The sequence below is a fragment of the Parasphingorhabdus sp. genome (assembly GCF_039939955.1).
Classification (GTDB): Bacteria; Pseudomonadota; Alphaproteobacteria; order Sphingomonadales; family Sphingomonadaceae; genus Parasphingorhabdus.
The window spans coordinates 67304-83991 of sequence record NZ_JBDVHS010000002.1 but is presented as its reverse complement, the minus strand read 5'-3'; the positions used below and the strand labels follow the sequence as shown (position 1 = coordinate 83991).

The following is a 16688-nucleotide window of genomic DNA, read 5'->3' as shown; positions in this document are numbered from 1 at the left end:
TGTGCGCAGCGGTCGTTACCGACTCAAAATAGGTGCGTCAAGCCACATGGCTTTCACGAAGATCAAAGTTTCTGAATCTCTTCGCCAGTCAGAATATATGTGCAGCCCAATGTCTTGGCGTCGTCCGTATCCGATAGCGCAGCAACGGTCCGCCAACCCTCATTGCGCAGCTTTGCCGCGACCTCGCTATCATGACCAAAGGGCAGGAAAACCTGGTCTTTGTCTTTCGCTCCAAAGCCTGCGTCGATCAGCGGATTGGGATAGAGCGAGAAGCCCACCGCGGCTTCGGACCTTCCATCCGGGTGGACGATTTCATAACTACCACCGCGTCCGAGCGCGCCGATAAATGTATCGGCGTAAAGGGTGAAGCCGAACCAGTTTTGATATTCAAACCCGTGCCGCTCGGTCGGATCCAGGGTCAGGCTCGCTTTTCCTTTGATGCTTTCGGCAATCTGGGACACGCCATCCAGTCGTGAATCAAGCAGGCCGCCGCTATCAAATGCACGCAACCGCGCCATCGCGTCATCAAACGGGCCGGTTGCCTCGATCAGCGGCAAATAGCCGGTCGCGCCCATGGCGTTCAGGCCGCCGGCATCTTTCATGTCCAACTCGCTGCGCACTTCGGCAATCTGGGCTTCGTTCAACGGCAACGGCCCTGCGGCCAATATGTCGATCAGGTCGGGCAGGGTGAAATCCACGGTGATTCCAGAAACACCCGCGCGTTCGAGTGCCTCAATCGCAACCGAGACAATCTCGCTGGCGGCGATGACGCTGTCGCTCCCGATCAATTCTGCGCCGATTTGTAGACGACTGCGCTCTGGCTGCAATTGTCCCGAGCGCAGTTTCAAAACCTGTCCCGAATAGCTCAGTCGAAGCGGGCGCGGCTGATCGGCCAGGCTTGTTGTCGCAATCCGGCCAATTTGCATGGTCATATCCGGCCGCAGCGCCAATGTGCGCTGGGAAATCGGATCGACAAAGCGCATCAGGTCGCTTCTTGATGCGCCCTGCATTCTTTGGGTCAGGCCGTCTTCATATTCCGCCAGTGGCGGTGTCACCCGGGCATAGCCATGGCTGGCGAGCGTATCGAGCACGTCGCGCTCCAGTCGCGACGCCGCCTCGGCAAAAGGCGGCAGCGCGTCGTGGAATCCTTCCGGCAAGAGATTAGATGGCTTTTGCATGGACTTGCTCCATAGCCCAAGCAAAGGCTCAGGCCATCATTTTTCTTGAGTTTCGACCCAGCAGATTAAAAGCTCAGCGCCTTGACCGTTTTGACGCCTTCCAGCTGACAAACGGACCAAAGCACAGGCTCTTCTACCGGTGAATCGATCGAGAGAAGTAGAACGGCTTCGCCGCCCGGTGAATCGCTACGGCGGCCCAGATGGAACGTACCGATATTGACGCCGGCGGTACCAAGGGTGGAGCCAACGCTACCGATGAAGCCGGGTTGGTCACGGTTGACGATATAGAGCATATCGCCTTCCATATCGGCTTCTACCTTGATGCCGAACATCTCGACCAGCCGTGGCCCGGAAGACCCGAACAAGGTGCCCGCAACCGATTTCTCGCCTTCGTCGGTGGTCACAGAAACGCGGATCAATGTGTGATAGTCACCCTCACGCTCATGACGGATTTCGCGGACATCAAGGCCGCGTTCTTTCGCCAGATAGGGCGCGTTGACCATGTTCACCGTGTCGCTATAGGCGCGCATCAACCCGGCCAGGACCGCTGCGGTAATGGGCTTCTGGTCCAGCTCCGCTGCGGCGCCTTCGACTTCAACCGAAACGCCTTTGATCTGGTCGGCTGCGAGCTGGCCGACGAGCGAACCCAATTGGGTAGCAAGCGCCATATAGGGCTTGAGCTTGGGTGCCTGCTCCGCAGACAGGCTCGGCATATTCAGCGCATTGGTGACGCCGCCATTGACGAGATAGTCCGCCATTTGCTCTGCCACCTGGATTGCGACATTGACCTGTGCTTCGCTGGTCGATGCCCCGAGATGCGGCGTACAGATGAGATTGGGCGTACCGAACAGCGCATTTTCTTTGGCAGGCTCTTGTGCATATACGTCGAGAGCGGCGCCAGCGACCTGACCCGATTCGAGGGCTTCTTTCAAAGCCGCTTCGTCGATCAAGCCACCACGCGCGCAATTGATAATCCGCACACCAGGCTTCGTCTTCGCTAGTGCTTCGGCGGACAAGATATTGCGCGTTTGATCGGTTAGCGGCGTGTGCATGGTGATAAAATCAGCACGGGCGAGCAACTCGTCCAGCGTCACTTTCTCAATACCAATTTCTACGGCACGTTCTTCGGTCAGGAACGGATCATAAGCCACAACTTTCATCCGCAGGCCGATGGCGCGTTCCGCAACGATCGAACCGATGTTACCCGCACCGATCAAGCCGAGCGTCTTGCTGGTCAGCTCCACGCCCATGAATTTCGACTTTTCCCATTTGCCAGCCTGTGTAGAGGCGTCGGCGGAGGGCAGTTGGCGGGCGAGGGCAAACATCATTGCGATCGCGTGTTCCGCCGTGGTGATGCTGTTACCAAATGGCGTGTTCATGACCACGACACCCTTGGCAGAAGCGGCAGGGATATCGACATTGTCGACGCCGATACCGGCGCGGCCGACCACTTTCAAATTGGTCGCTGCGGCCAATATTTCGGGTGTGACCGTCGTCGAAGAGCGAATGGCGAGGCCATCATATTCACCGATGATCTTCAGCAGTTCTTCGGGGCTCTGTCCGGTGATTTCGTCTACTTCGCATCCGCGTTCCCGGAAGATTTCGGCGGCTTTTGGGTCCATTTTGTCGGAAATTAATACTTTTGGCATGTTGGGAATCCTTTTCGGAATGTCATGTCAGCTATTGCTGGCATCCAAATGAATGTCCTGAGATTTGGGACAGTCATTGGGCCCCGGCCGCAGCCGGGGCGATATATAAAATTAGGAAAGTTCGGCTTTCACTTGCGCAAAGGCCCATTCGATCCAGGGCAGCAGACGGCGGACATCTTCTGCCTCGACCGTCGAGCCACACCAGATACGCAGGCTTGGCGGCGCATCGCGATACCCGTTGAAGTCATATCCGATGCCCATTTCATCGAGCATGCCGGCAATCTTCTTTGGTACAGCAGCTTTGGCGTCATCGCTCAGGCCATCATACCAGTCGCCTTGAAACACCATGCAGACACCAGTGTTGGTCCACTGGTCGGGATTGCCAACCATATTCCGCATCCACGGGGTGGATTCGATCCAGTCATGGACGATTTTCGCGTTGCGATCAGCACGAGCATGCAATTCGGGCAAGCCGCCGATGGATTTCGCCCATTCGAGCGACGCAATATAATCTTCGGTTGCCAGCATCGACGGCGTGTTGATTGTCGCGCCTTCAAAGATCGCGCGGTTGAGCTTGTCGCCCTTTTTCACGCGGAAGATTTTTGGCAGTGGCCATGATGGCGTGTAGCTTTCGATACGTTCGACGGCGCGTGGGCTGAGGATCAGCATGCCGTGACCGGCTTCCGAACCCATGACCTTCTGCCAGCTGAATGTCGTGGCATCGAGCTTGGACCAGTCCATTGGCTGAGCAAATACGGCGCTGGTGGCATCGTTGATGGTCACGCCTTCGCGATCATCGGCAATCCAGTCGGTGTTGGCAATTTTCGCGCCCGAAGTGGTGCCGTTCCAGGTGAAGACAACGTCATCACCCTTGTCGATTCCGGTCAGGTCTGGAATTTCGCCATAATCGGCTTCCAGCACAGTCAAGCCGGCTGGTTTCAATTGTTTGACCGCATCTTGGATCCAGACGTTGCCAAAGCTTTCCCAAGCCGCAACGGTCACCGGTCGTGCGCCCAGCATATTCCACATCGCCAGTTCGACGGCGCCGGTATCGGATGCCGGCACGATGCCGATCAGATAATCGTCGGGAATACCAAGCAATTCACGGCTGAGGTCGATGGCATATTTCAACCGGCCTTTGCCGGTGGCCGACCGGTGCGAACGGCCCATGGCGATGGTGTTGATTTTGTCGAGAGACCAACCAGGAAATTTGGCGGTCGGACCCGAAGAAAAATTCGGGCAGTCAGGACGCAACTCAGGCGTCGGTACAGTCGTATCAGTCATTTTAACGCTTCTCCTTACAGAGAGCTCGCGCGGCGTTGGGACCGCGTGGCCCGACGCCGCTTTGTCTTGTGCGGCGCAGCATGTCAAGCGTGATCTTGGTTGCTGATGAAACCGATTATTGCTTTCGGAACAGTATCTTGCCGCGGCGCGAAACCAGCAGTTTTTCTAACGAAACTGGGTGAAAATAGGCTTCGACCCGGTCGCCTTCAGGTGTGGTGCCATAAACTTCATAGCAGCCGCCATCGACCTTGGACTTTTTCACTTTCCAGCCTTGCTCGACCAAGCTGGCTTCCAATTCGGCGCGCGTTTTCCAGCCGGATTCTGGTCCAGCTTCACAGGTCATTTTGCCGGTTGCGAGGGCCGGAGAGGACAGGCCAGCAGTGGCAAGAACAGCAGCAGCTCCAGCGGCAATCACAGAATATTTCATTGTCATTATCTCCAAGTTTATTCGGTTCGCAGCGTTTCGTGCTGCTTAACGTCGTCGTTTCTTTTTCTAAATATAATCGCGAATCGGGCTATTTCCAACAGTGCGAGTGGAATAAAGTGGGCCAGAGCCCCGCCCACGCCGTCATGTATCAACAACCAATGGGCCAGCGTTAAGATCGCCGCAATATAGACCAGTCGCTGCAATCGCTTCCACCCCTGCTTCAGGCGACGCATGGATGCGTTGTTGCTGGTGATGGCCAGCGGCACGAAAAGGAACAGCGCAGCCCAACCTGTCCAGATGCCGGGTGCCCAAAACTCAGCTAAAATTGGTTTCAGAGCTTCCATATCGATGATGTAGAAAATCAGATGCAGCACGGCATAGCCGAAAGCTGCAAGCCCAAAGCTGCGGCGGCGTTTCATAAACCAATCGACCCATGGACGTTTTCCGAAAATCACCGAAAATGGTGTTGTCATCAAGGCGATGATCATGAACCGGGCGGACAACTCACCGGTTGGATGCAGCATGTCCATGGCAATAATATCGCCGACCCAATATCCCCGGATCATGAGAAGGGCCGGTATAGCCAGCAGAATCCACAAGACAGGCAGGCTATTCAATTTGCGCAAAATGGACATGGGGGCTGTTTGGATTTTGAGGCGGCTCGGGTCCAGTGTAAACTTGTATCAATTTGTCGCTGATGGCGTTCGGCAGGGTTGGTAGGGTTTTATTAACCATGAGCTTCAGCCTAGATTTAACCATCTTCTGCCATTGGTTTCGCCATGGAAAAGAAATTGCATATTGGACGCCCTAAGCGGACCATCGGATTTTTGGGTTTGGCTTCACTGCTGCTGAGCGCTTGTGGTGCTGTGCCTTCCGGTAACGGCGGTGGATCGCAGCGGCCTCAGGCGTCTGCAGGCCTCGGATCTTTCAATCCTACGCCTTCGGCGCGCCAGTGTTATACCGATCTTGGTAGAGCCAATGTCCGTTTTTCGCCCTTGCCCAACCGCCGGTTCAGCGGCGGGTGTAGCCAGATTGACAGTATCAAATTGCTCGATGTCGGCGCTGACGTGACCAATTTGGGTCCGGTCAAATGCGAACTTGCCAGCAAATTTGCCGCTTGGACGGAATATGCCGTGAAACGCGCGGCACGCAAATATCTGGGCAGCGATCTCAAGCGTATTGAAACCATGGGCAGCTACAGTTGCCGCAATATTGCCGGATCAGGTAAATTATCGCAACATGCGCACGCCAATGCGATTGATGTGGCCGCTTTTGTGCTCACCGATGGTCGCCGGATTACGGTTGCGCATGACTGGAAAGGCGGTCGTCAGGAAAGGCAGTTTTTGGCGGCTATCCACGATAGTGCCTGCAAACGCTTCGGTACCGTTCTTAGCCCAAATTACAATGCGGCCCATCGCGATCACTTTCATCTCGATATGAGCGGAAACGGCTATTGCCGATAAGGCAGATGGTCACTGGTCAGTCACAAAACTTTGCTTTAGTGTGATGCTATGACCAATAAAGATCTCCATGACCGCCGCTTTTACCACGCAAAAGAAGAAGCCGAGTTCGCCGAAAAGGCGCATTTGGAAACGGCGCAGACCCGTGATCCTGCCTATCGGTTAGCTTTTCAGGATACCGACTTCTTGCTGCGCGAAGAATTGCGCCCCGTCCGCTTCCAGCTTGAACTGCTGAAACCTGAAATGCTGCTCGATGAGGCCAATATTGGGTCAACGATCGTGATGTATGGTTCGGCACGGATTCCGGAACCCGCCAAGGCGGATGAACTGATCGAGGCAGCGACTGACGAAGAGTCTCTCAAAATTGCCCAGCGGTTGAAAGAAAAAGCCAAATATTATGATGAAGCCCGCAATCTGGCACGGCTAGCCAGCGCATGTGGAATTTCGGAAGACGGGAAACGCGATTTTGTGGTCTGCTCCGGTGGCGGGCCTTCTATCATGGAAGCGGCGAATCGTGGCGCCGCCGATGTGGGCCAGGAATCAATCGGATTGAATATCGTTCTGCCGCACGAACAGGCACCCAATGAATATGTTACGCCGTCGTTGAGTTTCCAGTTCCATTATTTTGCGCTGCGGAAAATGCATTTTCTTCTGCGGGCAAGAGCGGTCGCGGTCTTCCCCGGCGGTTTCGGAACGCTGGACGAATTTCTGGAGCTGGTCACGCTCGTGCAGACCGGTAAGATGGAAAAACTTCCGATATTGCTCTTCGGCAAGGCCTTTTGGAATCGGGTGATCAATTTCGACGCACTGGCCGAAGAAGGTACGATCAGTCGCGACGATCTAGAGCTGTTTCAATTTGTCGAAACAGCAGATGAAGCCTGGGATGTTATCAAGCAATTTTACCAGCTGGATTGCGACTAAGGCAATCTAGGCGGCGGACTTATTCTTCAGCCGCCGCTGCGTCTGCTTCAACTGCTTCCTGCGCTTCTTCCGCAGCGCCTGCTTCAGCCGCTGCATCCGCAACTTCTTCGACAACCGGAGCAGCCGGGAGCGGCAGGTTTGAACCCTGCGCATTCATATAGACCATGAGATTGGCGCGGTCTTCGGCTTTGCCGAGACCAGCGAAGGTCATTTTGGTACCATTGGCATATCTACGGGGCGACGTCAGCCAAGCGTCCATGGCTGTCCAGTCCCAATTGCCTTCAACGCTTGCCAAAGCATCGCTATAGGCGAAGCCCGCGACATGGCCGTGCGGCTTGCCCATTGTGTTCCACAAGTTCGGTCCGATGCCACTGGCACCGCCCTGGTCAATCGTGTGGCAGGCTGCACATTTGGCAAATACTTTTGCGCCAGCGCCAGCGTCGGCTGTTTGCAGCAATGTTTCGATCGATGGGCCTGCGTCGGCACCGCTACCAGCGGCTTCTACGCCTTCAATCACGTAGCCCATGACTTCCGGCCGTTCGTGCTTACCAGCATGAAAATATTTTCCGCTGACAATGGATAGGCCCAGTGCTGCGATGCCGCCAGCCAGTACCCAGCCTGCGATGGTATTGTTGTTGCTCATATTGTCTCTCAAAACCCCTGAGTGAGCGGCGGCTGTTGGCCGGCCAAATTTGTGCTGTCTGTAAAGAGAGCGACGGGCCAACGCAAGGCCTCAATTGCCGCAGAAGATGCAATTGTGAATAGAAAATGCAGTGCGGCTATGCGCGCATGCCACTTCTTTCTTGCCCCGTCCCGTTCCGTTCGACTATCGCAACCCGACAAAAGAGGGGCATGATGGACAGCTTTCCGCAAAACGCACTGGGTATGGTCATAAAAATGACCGAAAAAGCCGCTGAAATGCCGGAACAGGCGATCGCGTTTCAAGGGGCGCCGGGTGCCAATTCACATCTCGCAGCGCTCGACTATGCCCCGGAAGGTCTTCCGGTTCCGTGCTTTTCCTTCGAGGATGCTATTGATGCGGTGAAGCAGGGTACGGCGGGATGCGCCATCATACCGATTGAAAATTCACTACATGGCCGGGTTGCCGACATTCATTTTCTACTCCCCGAATCGGGACTGCATATCGTTGACGAATATTTCATGCAGATAAAACATTGCCTGATGGCGCAATCGTCCGATGCCGAGGTCAAAACGGCGATGAGCCATCCGCAGGCCCTTGGTCAGTGCCGCCATTATCTGCGTGAACGCGGAATCATTCCGGTGGCTTATGCGGATACCGCTGCGGCAGCGGCTTTTGTAGCGCATGCGGATGATGCCCATGCTGCTGCCATCGCCCCACGGCTGGCCGCGCAAATTTATGGTCTGCAACCGCTGGCCGATGCGATTGAAGATTCTCCCGATAATATCACGCGCTTTGTCATACTGGCGCCTGAATCGGCGAAACCGGAGTCCAACGGTCCGGTGATGACGACCTTTGTTTTCGAGGTCAAAAATATCCCCGCCGCGCTCTATAAAGCGATGGGCGGATTTGCCACCAATGGCGTCAATATGACCAAGCTGGAAAGTTACCAGCAGGGCAGCAGTTTCTCGGCGACCGAATTTTTTGCCGATATAGAGGGTGCTCCCGGTGATCCGGCAGTGGATCGTGCGATGGAAGAGTTGAGTTTCCACTGTAATAGTGTGCGGATATTGGGAACCTATAAGCAGGCGCGTCCGAGGACGGTAGGCCCTTCGCGTCGCGCCTAGCGACTGTTACATCCCTGACCAATATGACCGGTTCCATAAACAGGACCGGAACACCGGATTCCTCCCGCTTTAGGCTGTTCTCGTCACTTCGGGATATTGGCCGCTATTAACAATTTATTGTTGGTTTACCACTATGCCGAGCCGCAGGTTTGTCGCTTGATTTGATCAGCATGGCGACGCAGTTGTTCAAGGGGAGAGCAATGATCTTTTCACGTCGTCACTTCATGGCAAGTGCCGGAGTTGCAGGCGTCGCAGGATTGGCGGGCTGCACGGGCCGCTTTGGTACATCGACATCTTATTTGACGCCAATATTGCGGCCTCAATATCACAATGTCGTCACCCATTGGTGTGACATCATACTCCAGCAGATACGGGATCAGCGGGTACCACCGCCCCGCGCCGCCTATAATCTGGCGATGCCGACCGTTGCCGGGTTTCTGGCCGCGAACAGTATCTTGCAGACCTATGAAGACCCTTTTGACATTGGCACCGCTCCTCTCGGCGCTGATCCCGCAATGGCTTATGGCGTGGCTTTTGCTACTGCAGCTTCCGAGGTGTTCCAGCAGCCATTTGTCGGCGAGCGGATGGATTTTGCCAATGGGATTCCCGAGAGTGAAGCCAAATCTCTTGGTGCCGCATGGGGGCGTCAGGTTGGTCTGAAAATTGTCAAAATGCGGACCCGCGACGGTTCACAGCCGAGCAAGGTCAACTATTATCTCAACCGCTATCAGCGGCGCCATGATGCGCTGCAATGGACGCCTACCGGTCCGCTCTACAGTGCCAAGCCAGGTCCGGCCTTTGATAGCTTTTCCCGTCCGCTTTTCCCCGGCCATGGGCAGATTAAACCGTGGACCATGGGCAGTGTTGAAAATTTTAGAGCGGCCCCGTTTCATGATCCAGACAGTCCGGAATTCGCCGGGGAGTTTGATCAGGTTCGTATTTTGGGTGGCGCCGATAGTCGCGAGCGCACCGCGGATCAGAGCGAAATTGCGCTGTTTTGGGAAGATGGTCCTTGGGGAATTACCCCGCCAGGGCATTTCATGCTCATTGCGATACAGGTGCTGCAGAACCGCAATCTGTCTTTCATTGAATGGGCGCGGGCCATGGCGTTGATGGGGATGACCCAATGCGATGCTTCCATCCATGCTTGGGACAGCAAATATCATCATGATGTCATCCGTCCGGAGACTGCCATCCGTCACCGGACCCCGAAATTTGGCAATCGCGATCCGCGAGTTCAGCGAGACAGACAATGGCGCAGCTATATTCCGACGCCAGAATTCCCGGCCTATACATCCGGTCATTCGACATTTGGTAATGCAGGCGCCGCGATGATCGCCAATATTTTGGGGACCGATACCGTGCGCATCTCGCATCAATCGCCTGACCAAGTGCTGTGGCCGCAATTGCGCGATGTTACCCGGCATTGGACAAGCCTTAGCGGGATGGCAGAGGAAAATGGCTGGAGCCGGATCTATGGCGGCGTTCACTGGTTGAAAGATCATCAGGCCGCGATGGAGGCTGGCAAGGCCATCGCCAATCACGCCCATGCCCAATATTTCCGGGTGAAGGTCTGAACCATGCGGTTTGAATATTATCGTTCAATAGGCCTGCCGGTCTCTATGGGGGCAATGGCGCTGACCGCTGGTTCTGCGAACGCGCAGATCAGCCTCAACTATGATAGCCTGTCCTCCTTTGAAGAGCCTCTGGCCTTTGAAGTTGGCGATGCCACCGTCTTGGTTGGCGGCGTTGTCGATGTGCCGGTGAAATTGAAGGTAGATGACAGTATTTTCCACGGTGATGTGGACGTCAGCTTGGTTAGCAATCTTGATATCAATGTCGAAATGCAGCTCGCCAATCGCTGGAATATCGGCGCCTCCTATTTCGGGCAATATGATGTGAATGGTGATGACTATCAGGACAATGTCGCCGCTTATATCCGCACGAGCTGGGGCAGTCTGATCGGTGGCAATGTTGATGGACTGGTGCGAGAGGCCATTCGGCGACGGCGTGGTGCCGGCAATGCAGGATTGGCATTTGATGACTTTTACGGCCGGATCAACCGTTGGAGCGGTGGCTATAGCGGACGATTTGGTCCGGTTACTATGACGGCTATTGCTGATGCTGATGGTCATTTCGAATGGGGCGCCCAGTTTCAGCGGCCCATGGGGAACAAGGACTACCGTTTCGCTACGCGGGTCAGCAAAGCCCGCTATCGGGCGGCGGACGGTATCACCAATTTCGATACGATTGGCGCCGGTGCGGTCGGTGAATTTGTTTTCGGCAGCAGCCTGTTCGATGTTGGTGCCGGCTATGAGAATCTGAAGGCGGGACCGATCAATCTAGATCGATGGTTCGTTTCCGGCGGCACGCAAACGAAAATCGGCGTGCTCAGCCTCTCGGCTGCTGGTCACTATGGGGAACTTGATGGTTCGCCTGAAAGCTCCGCTTCGCTTGGCGTGCGCTATGATATCGCGCGCGGCCTATCGACCAATTTTGGCGTGAATGCGCGCAAAGCGCAGATTGCACGCGACGGTATATCGGTGATCGATGAAGACGAAACCAGCGCGACGGCGTCGGTGCGCTACAGTTTCTAGATTTGGGCCGTGGCTAACGCCCGGCCAGTTTCTTTGCTTCTGCCAGATGGGTTCGTCCGATGCGAATTTCAGTGCCGCATTTGAGACAGGCCATCCACACGCCGCCGCCATCATGGCGCAGGCCGGCAATCCAGTCGCGCCGAACCAGATGAGAGCGGTGTAGCCGGATGAACTCTTCCGGGTTTAGGCGCTCTTCAAGCCCTGTGATCGTCTGGTGCAGCAGATAGCTGATTTTGCCAACATGCAGGCGCATATAGTCGCGTTCCGCCTCGACCCGATCGATCTCGGTGGCAACGATGCGGCGCAGTTCAGATTTATAGGGCACCCAGAATTCATCGGCCCATGGCGAGTTTTCTGCATCATCGCTTCGGGGTTCTGCCGTACGTTCACGGACCCGGGAGACGGCCAGTGTCAGACGGTCATTCTCGACCGGTTTCAGCACATAATCGATGGCTGCCACATCAAAGGCCTCTACCGCGAAGCGGTCAAAGGCGGTGACAAATATGATGGCTGGCGCATTGGGCTTACCCGATAAAGCGCGCGCTACATCCAGCCCGTTTTTGCCCGGCATAGCGATATCGAGCAACAGAAGATCGGGTCGCAATTGTTCGGTGAGGCGCAAAGCCGCGTCGCCATCACTGGCGGTGCCGATCAGATTGATCTCCTTTTGCCGTGCACAGAGCAGCTGCAAGCGTTCAATGGCCAACGGTTCATCGTCAACGATCAAGGTGTTCAGCGGTTTTTCTTCAATTTCTTCGATCATGGATTATCCAGCATCAGCGGTAGGGTCAGTTGTGCAATATAGCCCCCTTCTGCCGGGCGTACGGTCTGAAGGCTTGCTTGTCGGCCAAAGCGCGTTTCGAGCCGGTCGCGGACATTGGCCAGACCAATGCCGCTGCTCACGTGATCATCATGCAGCTCTACGGGTCGTGGATCACCGTCATCGGCAACCGTTAGGGTCAGGCTGTCACCATCCGATTGGGCGCTGATCGTGATCGTGACCGGGCGTATGCTGTGCGCAACGCTATGCTTAATCGCATTTTCCACCAAGGGTTGCAGGATCAGGCCCGGAACCAGCACGCCCAGCAGGCCGTCGGGAATATTCACCATTGTTCGCAGCCGGTCAGGAAAACGGACGGCTTCGATATCAAGATAGAGATTCTGCAAATGCACTTCTTCTGACAAGGGCACATCCTCGAGCGGATCGCCGGACAGGCTGGTGCGATAGAATTTGGAAAGATTGAGAATCATCTCTTCCGCTTCTTCCGGCTGGCTTCGCATCACCAAGGTGCTGAGGCTATTGAGCGTGTTGAACAGAAAATGCGGATTGACCTGATAGCGCAGCGACCGCAGCTCGGCATCTTGTGCTGCCTGGGCAAAGCGCGCGGCCTTGCGTTCCACCTGCCGGACCTCGCCTGCATAGCTCAGAGTCAAATATAACGATGACCAGCTGACAATGAAGAAAAAGCGGGAAATAGCATCTTCGAAAATCGCTTTAAAGGCCAGGTTTTCCTGGGCCATATATTTCCGCATTTCCTCGACATGCGCGTCATCCCAAAGGTTTTCGGGATAGTAGATGTTGAACATATAGTGATTGCAACAGGCAATGATGATTGCACAGGGAATGGCGGTTGCAAACGCGGTAATGATTCTGGTGGAAAGCGCCTTATTCTCAAACCGGCGGAGAAACAGATAGAGCAGATAGGTAACGCCAATGCCGAAAATCGTCACGACGATCCGGCGTATGATCATTTGCTCTTGCGCTGGCCAGTCGCCGATCGACGCGCGCAGCGTCAGCACAATTATATAGAAAAGCCAGAATCCTAATATCGATAGGATGGCAACCTGATGTCCGACTGACGGCTTGTGGTTTCCGAGTTCAAATTTTCTCATGTACATTCAATTCATCGTTTCGATGGAGCTTAGGGCAAGATGGTATCAATTGTCTCTAGTGGAATCGTGCTCGGTCGAAACAGGCTTGCCGTTCGTCGAAACTTTCTAAGGCCAGCGCGCAATTTTCAGAACTCAGGGCCGCTTCGGATCATTATTCTGTGTCGATTTAACCAATTGCTAACCATGTTGGGGTCAAATGCCTTGGTGGGATCATTCAGTAAAGGAGTCCCGAGAATATGACCAAGGAAGTTAAATCTATCCCGGGCGCGATGACGCTTGCAGAGATGAAAGAATTCGCGGGTTTCAGTGCCGCGACGCAGCGCTATATCCGCCGTTCGCTGGATGTTGGTCTGAAACGCTCGGATGCCATTCAGACTTGGTCGCGCGATGCGGTCGAAGAGGCCGGAATCAAGGTCCAAATGTCCTTATATTGGCGGATCAACGATATTCGCAAAGCCATCCCTCAGGATTGTGTCATTGACGATATCGAAGCTTTCATGCCGCCGCTTATTTCTCTGGCTGCTTTTGATCTGGAACAGGGGCGGATCGACAGTTTTTCGGCATTTCGTTTCCTGTATGAGCGTTTGCTGGGGCCGGATTCGCGTCCGTGGTTGCCCGGCGCATTTTGCGCCGCCGCCTCGCTTCCGAATCTGCATCCCAAAAAGCGGAAGCAACTGTTGCAATCGATCAGCGAAGCTGCTGCGACCGCACCAGGCTGGTCCACGCGTGAACCTAGCTTTTTCCCGGAATGGATCGAAAAAGTCGATATGAACGAAGCGACCCATTGATCGCTGAGGCTTAAATGGTTGCGCGGCGTCCCGTTATCGCCGCTTCATAGTCGCTTTCGGCCCGCTGGATCAAATGCCGGTCATCTTCATTCCACGGATGAAAACCCGGCATGAAAAATTTGATCCAAGGGATGATAATTGCCCGCGCGATACCTGGCTCGACGAGCAGGAACTTGAACAGCTTCATTTTGACGCGCCATCCAGACATGCCGTCCTGCGCCAGCAGATCCAGCGTGTCATTCCAACGGTTGCCCCAGAAGTTCCGGGTGATGAGCAGCATCATGAGCGCTTTCACTCTCCAGCGTTGCCAGCGGCTCCAGTCCCGGGTCGCATAGAGCCAAGTGTCATAGGCTACGCCTTTATGTTCAATCTCTTCCAATGCATGCCAGCGCCACAAATCGGCGGTTTCCTGGTCGGAATTTTCCCAATGGCGGGGATTGGCGAGAAATTGCTGTGCCATGATCGCGGTAAAATGCTCGAGGATCATCGTGGCCGCAAGATTGGTAATCTTGGGCCGGTCCTTGGTCATGTTGAGCGATTCCGTAATACGCTCTTCTATCCGGCTGGTGTCATAGCCGCTTTCTTCGACCCTGCGGTTCAGCGCGAGATGTTCGCGGCTGTGGATCACTTCCTGCTGTATGAAGGCCTTGATCTCTTTTTTCAGCTTTTCTGGCGTGTGATCCCGGAATTCCTTCACGCTTTCGATGAAAAACGCTTCGCCGCGTGGAAAGGTAAGCGATAGGCAATTGTAGAAGGCGGTCGCGACTGGACTGCCATTTTGCCAATATTTCCCGGCTTCATGGCCGGCTTCGCGTCCAAAACGGCGGTCCCGCGGTGTAATCTCATGGCCCGCAGGCGTCGGCGTCCGGATTGGCTCGGGTTCAGATTCGATTGTGCTAAGCATATTCATCAGATGTTTCCATTATACGAAATGCGGCCTATAGCTGACAGAGATGAGAATAAGGTTACTTACATAAATGTCAATAGCAAAGAGACGCCTCTCTCCTGAAGAAAGTCGTGGCATGGCCTTGGCCGCAGCCCGCGATTTGTTGATCGAAACAGGCCCACAATCGGTGACGTTGAAGGCGGTTGCTGGGCGGATCGGCCGGACTCATGCCAATCTCTTGCATCATTTCGGTTCTGCATCCGGCCTCCAAAAAGCGCTCGCGGCCTATTTGTCGGATGAAGTCTGCGGTCTGATCGGTCAGGCGGTTTTGAAATCCCGTACCGGCGAAGGGACCGTGCGCGACATTGTCGACCTGACCTTTGATGCGTTTGATAAACAGGGCGCAGCCGCGCTGTGGTCCTGGATGATGCTAACCGGCAACGAAGATGCGCTGGATCCGATTGTGGACGCGATTCACACTCTGGTCGACGATATCGGAGAGGGCGGGCACGAAGACCGTGAAATGCACGAAGATACTCTGGCGCTGGTGCTGATGGCTCTGGGCGACGCTCTGATCGGTGAGCGCCTGTCCGTTTCTCTGGACCTGGCGCGCAATTCCGCGCGGGACATGGCGGAACGGCAATTGGATGATGCCCTTGGGCGATGGCGGCAGGAGCAAGAAGCCTAGACGTTCGAGGTTGGATCAATCTTTGGCGAATAGCTGATCGTCATTGGCAAAGGCTTTGAACTCCAGTGCATTGCCGCTGGGATCACAGAAGAACATTGTTGCTTGCTCGCCCACCAGCCCCTTGAACCGAACCGTCGGTTCGATAACAAATTTCATCTTTTTCGCCGTCAACCGATCGGCCAAGATCTGCCATTCAGTCATTGATAATATGACGCCAAAATGGGGAACGGGCACTTGCTCGCCATCGACGGGGTTTTTCAACTGTTGGAGATCAAATTGTTCGTCCAAATGGGTCACAATCTGATGCCCGAACAAGTTGAAGTCTATCCAGCGCTGATCGCTGCGGCCTTCCTCACAACCGAGCACGTCGCCATAAAAACCGCGCGCTGCATCAAGATCGTGCACTGGAAATGCCAGATGGAAGGGCCGTAATGGCTGGAGAGAGTCAATGTTCATATTTGCGCTGCTTATCCTCCGGAGCGGCAAGGGTGAAGCAATGTTCGAAATCCAGGTCAGAACCCTGGCCCGTTGCTTCTTTCTGTTTGGCATCGGCTAGCATGGCTTCGCGACTCTGGGTCAGCAATATATCACTCTCATTTCCGCTCAGCCCTTCGGCGCGCATTTTATCGCGCGCGCGGCTGTCCAGAACAGTGGCCAAGGTTTTCAGGTCCTGTGCGGTTTTGGACAGGCCTTCGCGACTATGAACTTCTTCATAAGCCAGTTGCAGCATCCCGGCGCACTGTTTCAGATCGGGTTTTGGTTTTGGAGGAACGGCAGCGTCGAGCAATGGTAGGCATTCGGCCATCTCCGTCTCTATAACGGTGTCGACGTCCGCCGCATCTTGCGCTTTTTCTTGCTGTGCCGCGACCGCTGCCAACATATCTTCCCGCACCTGCTCGCGGGTTTTTCCATTCTCGCGCATCACTTGTTCTCCGATCAGGCCGGCATAGGTCGCGCCGCGTTCGGTGAGCAGGGGATAGGCGAGCGCACTTGTCACGCCGCGTTCCTGTTCCGATGCGATGATCGCGAAGACCCCAACACATGATAGCGCGTGCATCTGATTTTCGTTGAGTGCGGCTGGTTCGTCTGCTGCTGGTTGTGCCAGCGCGAGGATCAGGAGAGATATAAAATTCATGGTGACGCAATAGCA

At 55.0% G+C, this 16688-nt stretch carries 18 protein-coding genes; 7 read left to right on the top strand and 11 right to left on the bottom strand.

All coding sequences use genetic code 11. The features are described from left to right. Positions 1-62: 62 nt before the first annotated feature. The 5 genes from ABJG22_RS00630 to ABJG22_RS00610 all read right to left on the bottom strand — a co-directional run bounded on the left by ABJG22_RS00630 (position 63) and on the right by ABJG22_RS00610 (position 5173). The gene (locus tag ABJG22_RS00630) at positions 63-1178 is read right to left on the bottom strand and encodes an ATP phosphoribosyltransferase regulatory subunit (RefSeq protein ID WP_348018302.1); all 1116 of its coding nucleotides are present in this window, start codon (positions 1176-1178) and stop codon (positions 63-65) included. Positions 1179-1243: 65 nt separating this feature from the next. Beyond that, the gene (gene serA, locus ABJG22_RS00625) at positions 1244-2827 is read right to left on the bottom strand and encodes a phosphoglycerate dehydrogenase (protein ID WP_348018301.1); all 1584 of its coding nucleotides are present in this window, start codon (positions 2825-2827) and stop codon (positions 1244-1246) included. A gap of 111 nt (positions 2828-2938) precedes the next feature. Beyond that, on the bottom strand, positions 2939-4111 hold the full coding sequence (locus ABJG22_RS00620) for a phosphoserine transaminase (protein WP_348018300.1): 1173 nt from the start codon (positions 4109-4111) through the stop codon (positions 2939-2941). Between the two features lie 115 nt (positions 4112-4226). Further along, complete coding sequence (locus ABJG22_RS00615; protein ID WP_348018299.1) at positions 4227-4538, bottom strand: PepSY domain-containing protein; 312 nt, start codon at positions 4536-4538, stop codon at positions 4227-4229. Between the two features lie 17 nt (positions 4539-4555). Continuing rightward, on the bottom strand, positions 4556-5173 hold the full coding sequence (locus ABJG22_RS00610) for a ferric reductase-like transmembrane domain-containing protein (RefSeq protein WP_348018298.1): 618 nt from the start codon (positions 5171-5173) through the stop codon (positions 4556-4558). Positions 5174-5317: 144 nt separating this feature from the next. Here ABJG22_RS00610 and ABJG22_RS00605 point away from each other — a divergent pair, with 144 nt between their 5' ends. After that, positions 5318-6001, top strand: a complete 684-nt coding sequence (locus tag ABJG22_RS00605) for an extensin family protein (protein ID WP_348018297.1) — start codon at positions 5318-5320, stop codon at positions 5999-6001. A 48-nt stretch (positions 6002-6049) separates the two neighbouring features. Continuing rightward, positions 6050-6919 carry a TIGR00730 family Rossman fold protein gene (locus ABJG22_RS00600; protein WP_348018296.1) on the top strand — a complete coding sequence of 290 codons (870 nt, stop codon included), beginning with the start codon at positions 6050-6052 and terminating at the stop codon, positions 6917-6919. Between the two features lie 19 nt (positions 6920-6938). Here the strand turns inward: ABJG22_RS00600 and ABJG22_RS00595 are convergent, their stop codons facing one another. Continuing rightward, positions 6939-7562 carry a cytochrome c family protein gene (locus ABJG22_RS00595; protein WP_348018295.1) on the bottom strand — a complete coding sequence of 208 codons (624 nt, stop codon included), beginning with the start codon at positions 7560-7562 and terminating at the stop codon, positions 6939-6941. 212 nt (positions 7563-7774) lie between these two features. On the opposite strand from ABJG22_RS00595, the gene ABJG22_RS00590 reads away from it, so the two are divergent. The 3 genes from ABJG22_RS00590 to ABJG22_RS00580 all read left to right on the top strand — a co-directional run bounded on the left by ABJG22_RS00590 (position 7775) and on the right by ABJG22_RS00580 (position 11283). Beyond that, the gene (locus ABJG22_RS00590) at positions 7775-8686 is read left to right on the top strand and encodes a prephenate dehydratase (RefSeq protein WP_348018770.1); all 912 of its coding nucleotides are present in this window, start codon (positions 7775-7777) and stop codon (positions 8684-8686) included. 200 nt (positions 8687-8886) lie between these two features. Beyond that, on the top strand, positions 8887-10263 hold the full coding sequence (locus ABJG22_RS00585) for a vanadium-dependent haloperoxidase (protein WP_348018294.1): 1377 nt from the start codon (positions 8887-8889) through the stop codon (positions 10261-10263). Between the two features lie 3 nt (positions 10264-10266). After that, positions 10267-11283, top strand: coding sequence for a hypothetical protein (locus ABJG22_RS00580; RefSeq protein ID WP_348018293.1), 1017 nt, complete (start codon positions 10267-10269; stop codon positions 11281-11283). A 13-nt stretch (positions 11284-11296) separates the two neighbouring features. Here the strand turns inward: ABJG22_RS00580 and ABJG22_RS00575 are convergent, their stop codons facing one another. Further along, positions 11297-12046 (bottom strand): LytTR family DNA-binding domain-containing protein, encoded by a 750-nt coding sequence (locus ABJG22_RS00575; RefSeq protein ID WP_348018292.1) that lies wholly within the window; start codon positions 12044-12046, stop codon positions 11297-11299. Then, the gene (locus ABJG22_RS00570; RefSeq protein ID WP_348018291.1) at positions 12043-13176 is read right to left on the bottom strand and encodes a histidine kinase; all 1134 of its coding nucleotides are present in this window, start codon (positions 13174-13176) and stop codon (positions 12043-12045) included. Before ABJG22_RS00570 ends, ABJG22_RS00575 begins: the two co-directional genes overlap by 4 nt. A 236-nt stretch (positions 13177-13412) precedes the next feature. Here ABJG22_RS00570 and ABJG22_RS00565 point away from each other — a divergent pair, with 236 nt between their 5' ends. Further along, positions 13413-13964, top strand: coding sequence for a hypothetical protein (locus ABJG22_RS00565; protein ID WP_348018290.1), 552 nt, complete (start codon positions 13413-13415; stop codon positions 13962-13964). Positions 13965-13974: 10 nt separating this feature from the next. Here ABJG22_RS00565 and ABJG22_RS00560 read toward each other — a convergent pair whose 3' ends face one another. Beyond that, the gene (locus tag ABJG22_RS00560; protein ID WP_348018289.1) at positions 13975-14874 is read right to left on the bottom strand and encodes a metal-dependent hydrolase; all 900 of its coding nucleotides are present in this window, start codon (positions 14872-14874) and stop codon (positions 13975-13977) included. A 67-nt stretch (positions 14875-14941) separates the two neighbouring features. Between ABJG22_RS00560 and ABJG22_RS00555 the strand changes: the two genes are divergently transcribed. Next, on the top strand, positions 14942-15538 hold the full coding sequence (locus ABJG22_RS00555; protein ID WP_348018288.1) for a helix-turn-helix domain-containing protein: 597 nt from the start codon (positions 14942-14944) through the stop codon (positions 15536-15538). Positions 15539-15553: 15 nt separating this feature from the next. Here ABJG22_RS00555 and ABJG22_RS00550 read toward each other — a convergent pair whose 3' ends face one another. Further along, the gene (locus ABJG22_RS00550; RefSeq protein ID WP_348018287.1) at positions 15554-15994 is read right to left on the bottom strand and encodes a VOC family protein; all 441 of its coding nucleotides are present in this window, start codon (positions 15992-15994) and stop codon (positions 15554-15556) included. Continuing rightward, positions 15984-16673, bottom strand: coding sequence for a hypothetical protein (locus ABJG22_RS00545; protein WP_348018286.1), 690 nt, complete (start codon positions 16671-16673; stop codon positions 15984-15986). The genes ABJG22_RS00550 and ABJG22_RS00545 overlap by 11 nt, the downstream gene beginning before the upstream one ends. Positions 16674-16688 lie beyond the last annotated feature (15 nt).

Bases quoted from the DNA above. Each gene is read 5' to 3' on its own strand.
- ABJG22_RS00595 (WP_348018295.1), bottom strand. From the start codon at position 7,562: ATGAGCAACAACAATACCATCGCAGGCTGGGTACTGGCTGGCGGCATC.
- ABJG22_RS00620 (WP_348018300.1), bottom strand. From the start codon at position 4,111: ATGACTGATACGACTGTACCGACGCCTGAGTTGCGTCCTGACTGCCCG.
- ABJG22_RS00585 (WP_348018294.1), top strand. From the start codon at position 8,887: ATGATCTTTTCACGTCGTCACTTCATGGCAAGTGCCGGAGTTGCAGGC.
- ABJG22_RS00555 (WP_348018288.1), top strand. From the start codon at position 14,942: ATGTCAATAGCAAAGAGACGCCTCTCTCCTGAAGAAAGTCGTGGCATG.
- ABJG22_RS00565 (WP_348018290.1), top strand. From the start codon at position 13,413: ATGACCAAGGAAGTTAAATCTATCCCGGGCGCGATGACGCTTGCAGAG.
- ABJG22_RS00630 (WP_348018302.1), bottom strand. From the start codon at position 1,178: ATGCAAAAGCCATCTAATCTCTTGCCGGAAGGATTCCACGACGCGCTG.
- ABJG22_RS00580 (WP_348018293.1), top strand. From the start codon at position 10,267: ATGCGGTTTGAATATTATCGTTCAATAGGCCTGCCGGTCTCTATGGGG.
- ABJG22_RS00545 (WP_348018286.1), bottom strand. From the start codon at position 16,673: ATGAATTTTATATCTCTCCTGATCCTCGCGCTGGCACAACCAGCAGCA.
- ABJG22_RS00605 (WP_348018297.1), top strand. From the start codon at position 5,318: ATGGAAAAGAAATTGCATATTGGACGCCCTAAGCGGACCATCGGATTT.
- ABJG22_RS00575 (WP_348018292.1), bottom strand. From the start codon at position 12,046: ATGATCGAAGAAATTGAAGAAAAACCGCTGAACACCTTGATCGTTGAC.
- serA (WP_348018301.1), bottom strand. From the start codon at position 2,827: ATGCCAAAAGTATTAATTTCCGACAAAATGGACCCAAAAGCCGCCGAA.
- ABJG22_RS00590 (WP_348018770.1), top strand. From the start codon at position 7,775: ATGGACAGCTTTCCGCAAAACGCACTGGGTATGGTCATAAAAATGACC.
- ABJG22_RS00610 (WP_348018298.1), bottom strand. From the start codon at position 5,173: ATGTCCATTTTGCGCAAATTGAATAGCCTGCCTGTCTTGTGGATTCTG.
- ABJG22_RS00600 (WP_348018296.1), top strand. From the start codon at position 6,050: ATGACCAATAAAGATCTCCATGACCGCCGCTTTTACCACGCAAAAGAA.
- ABJG22_RS00560 (WP_348018289.1), bottom strand. From the start codon at position 14,874: ATGAATATGCTTAGCACAATCGAATCTGAACCCGAGCCAATCCGGACG.
- ABJG22_RS00615 (WP_348018299.1), bottom strand. From the start codon at position 4,538: ATGAAATATTCTGTGATTGCCGCTGGAGCTGCTGCTGTTCTTGCCACT.
- ABJG22_RS00550 (WP_348018287.1), bottom strand. From the start codon at position 15,994: ATGAACATTGACTCTCTCCAGCCATTACGGCCCTTCCATCTGGCATTT.
- ABJG22_RS00570 (WP_348018291.1), bottom strand. From the start codon at position 13,176: ATGAGAAAATTTGAACTCGGAAACCACAAGCCGTCAGTCGGACATCAG.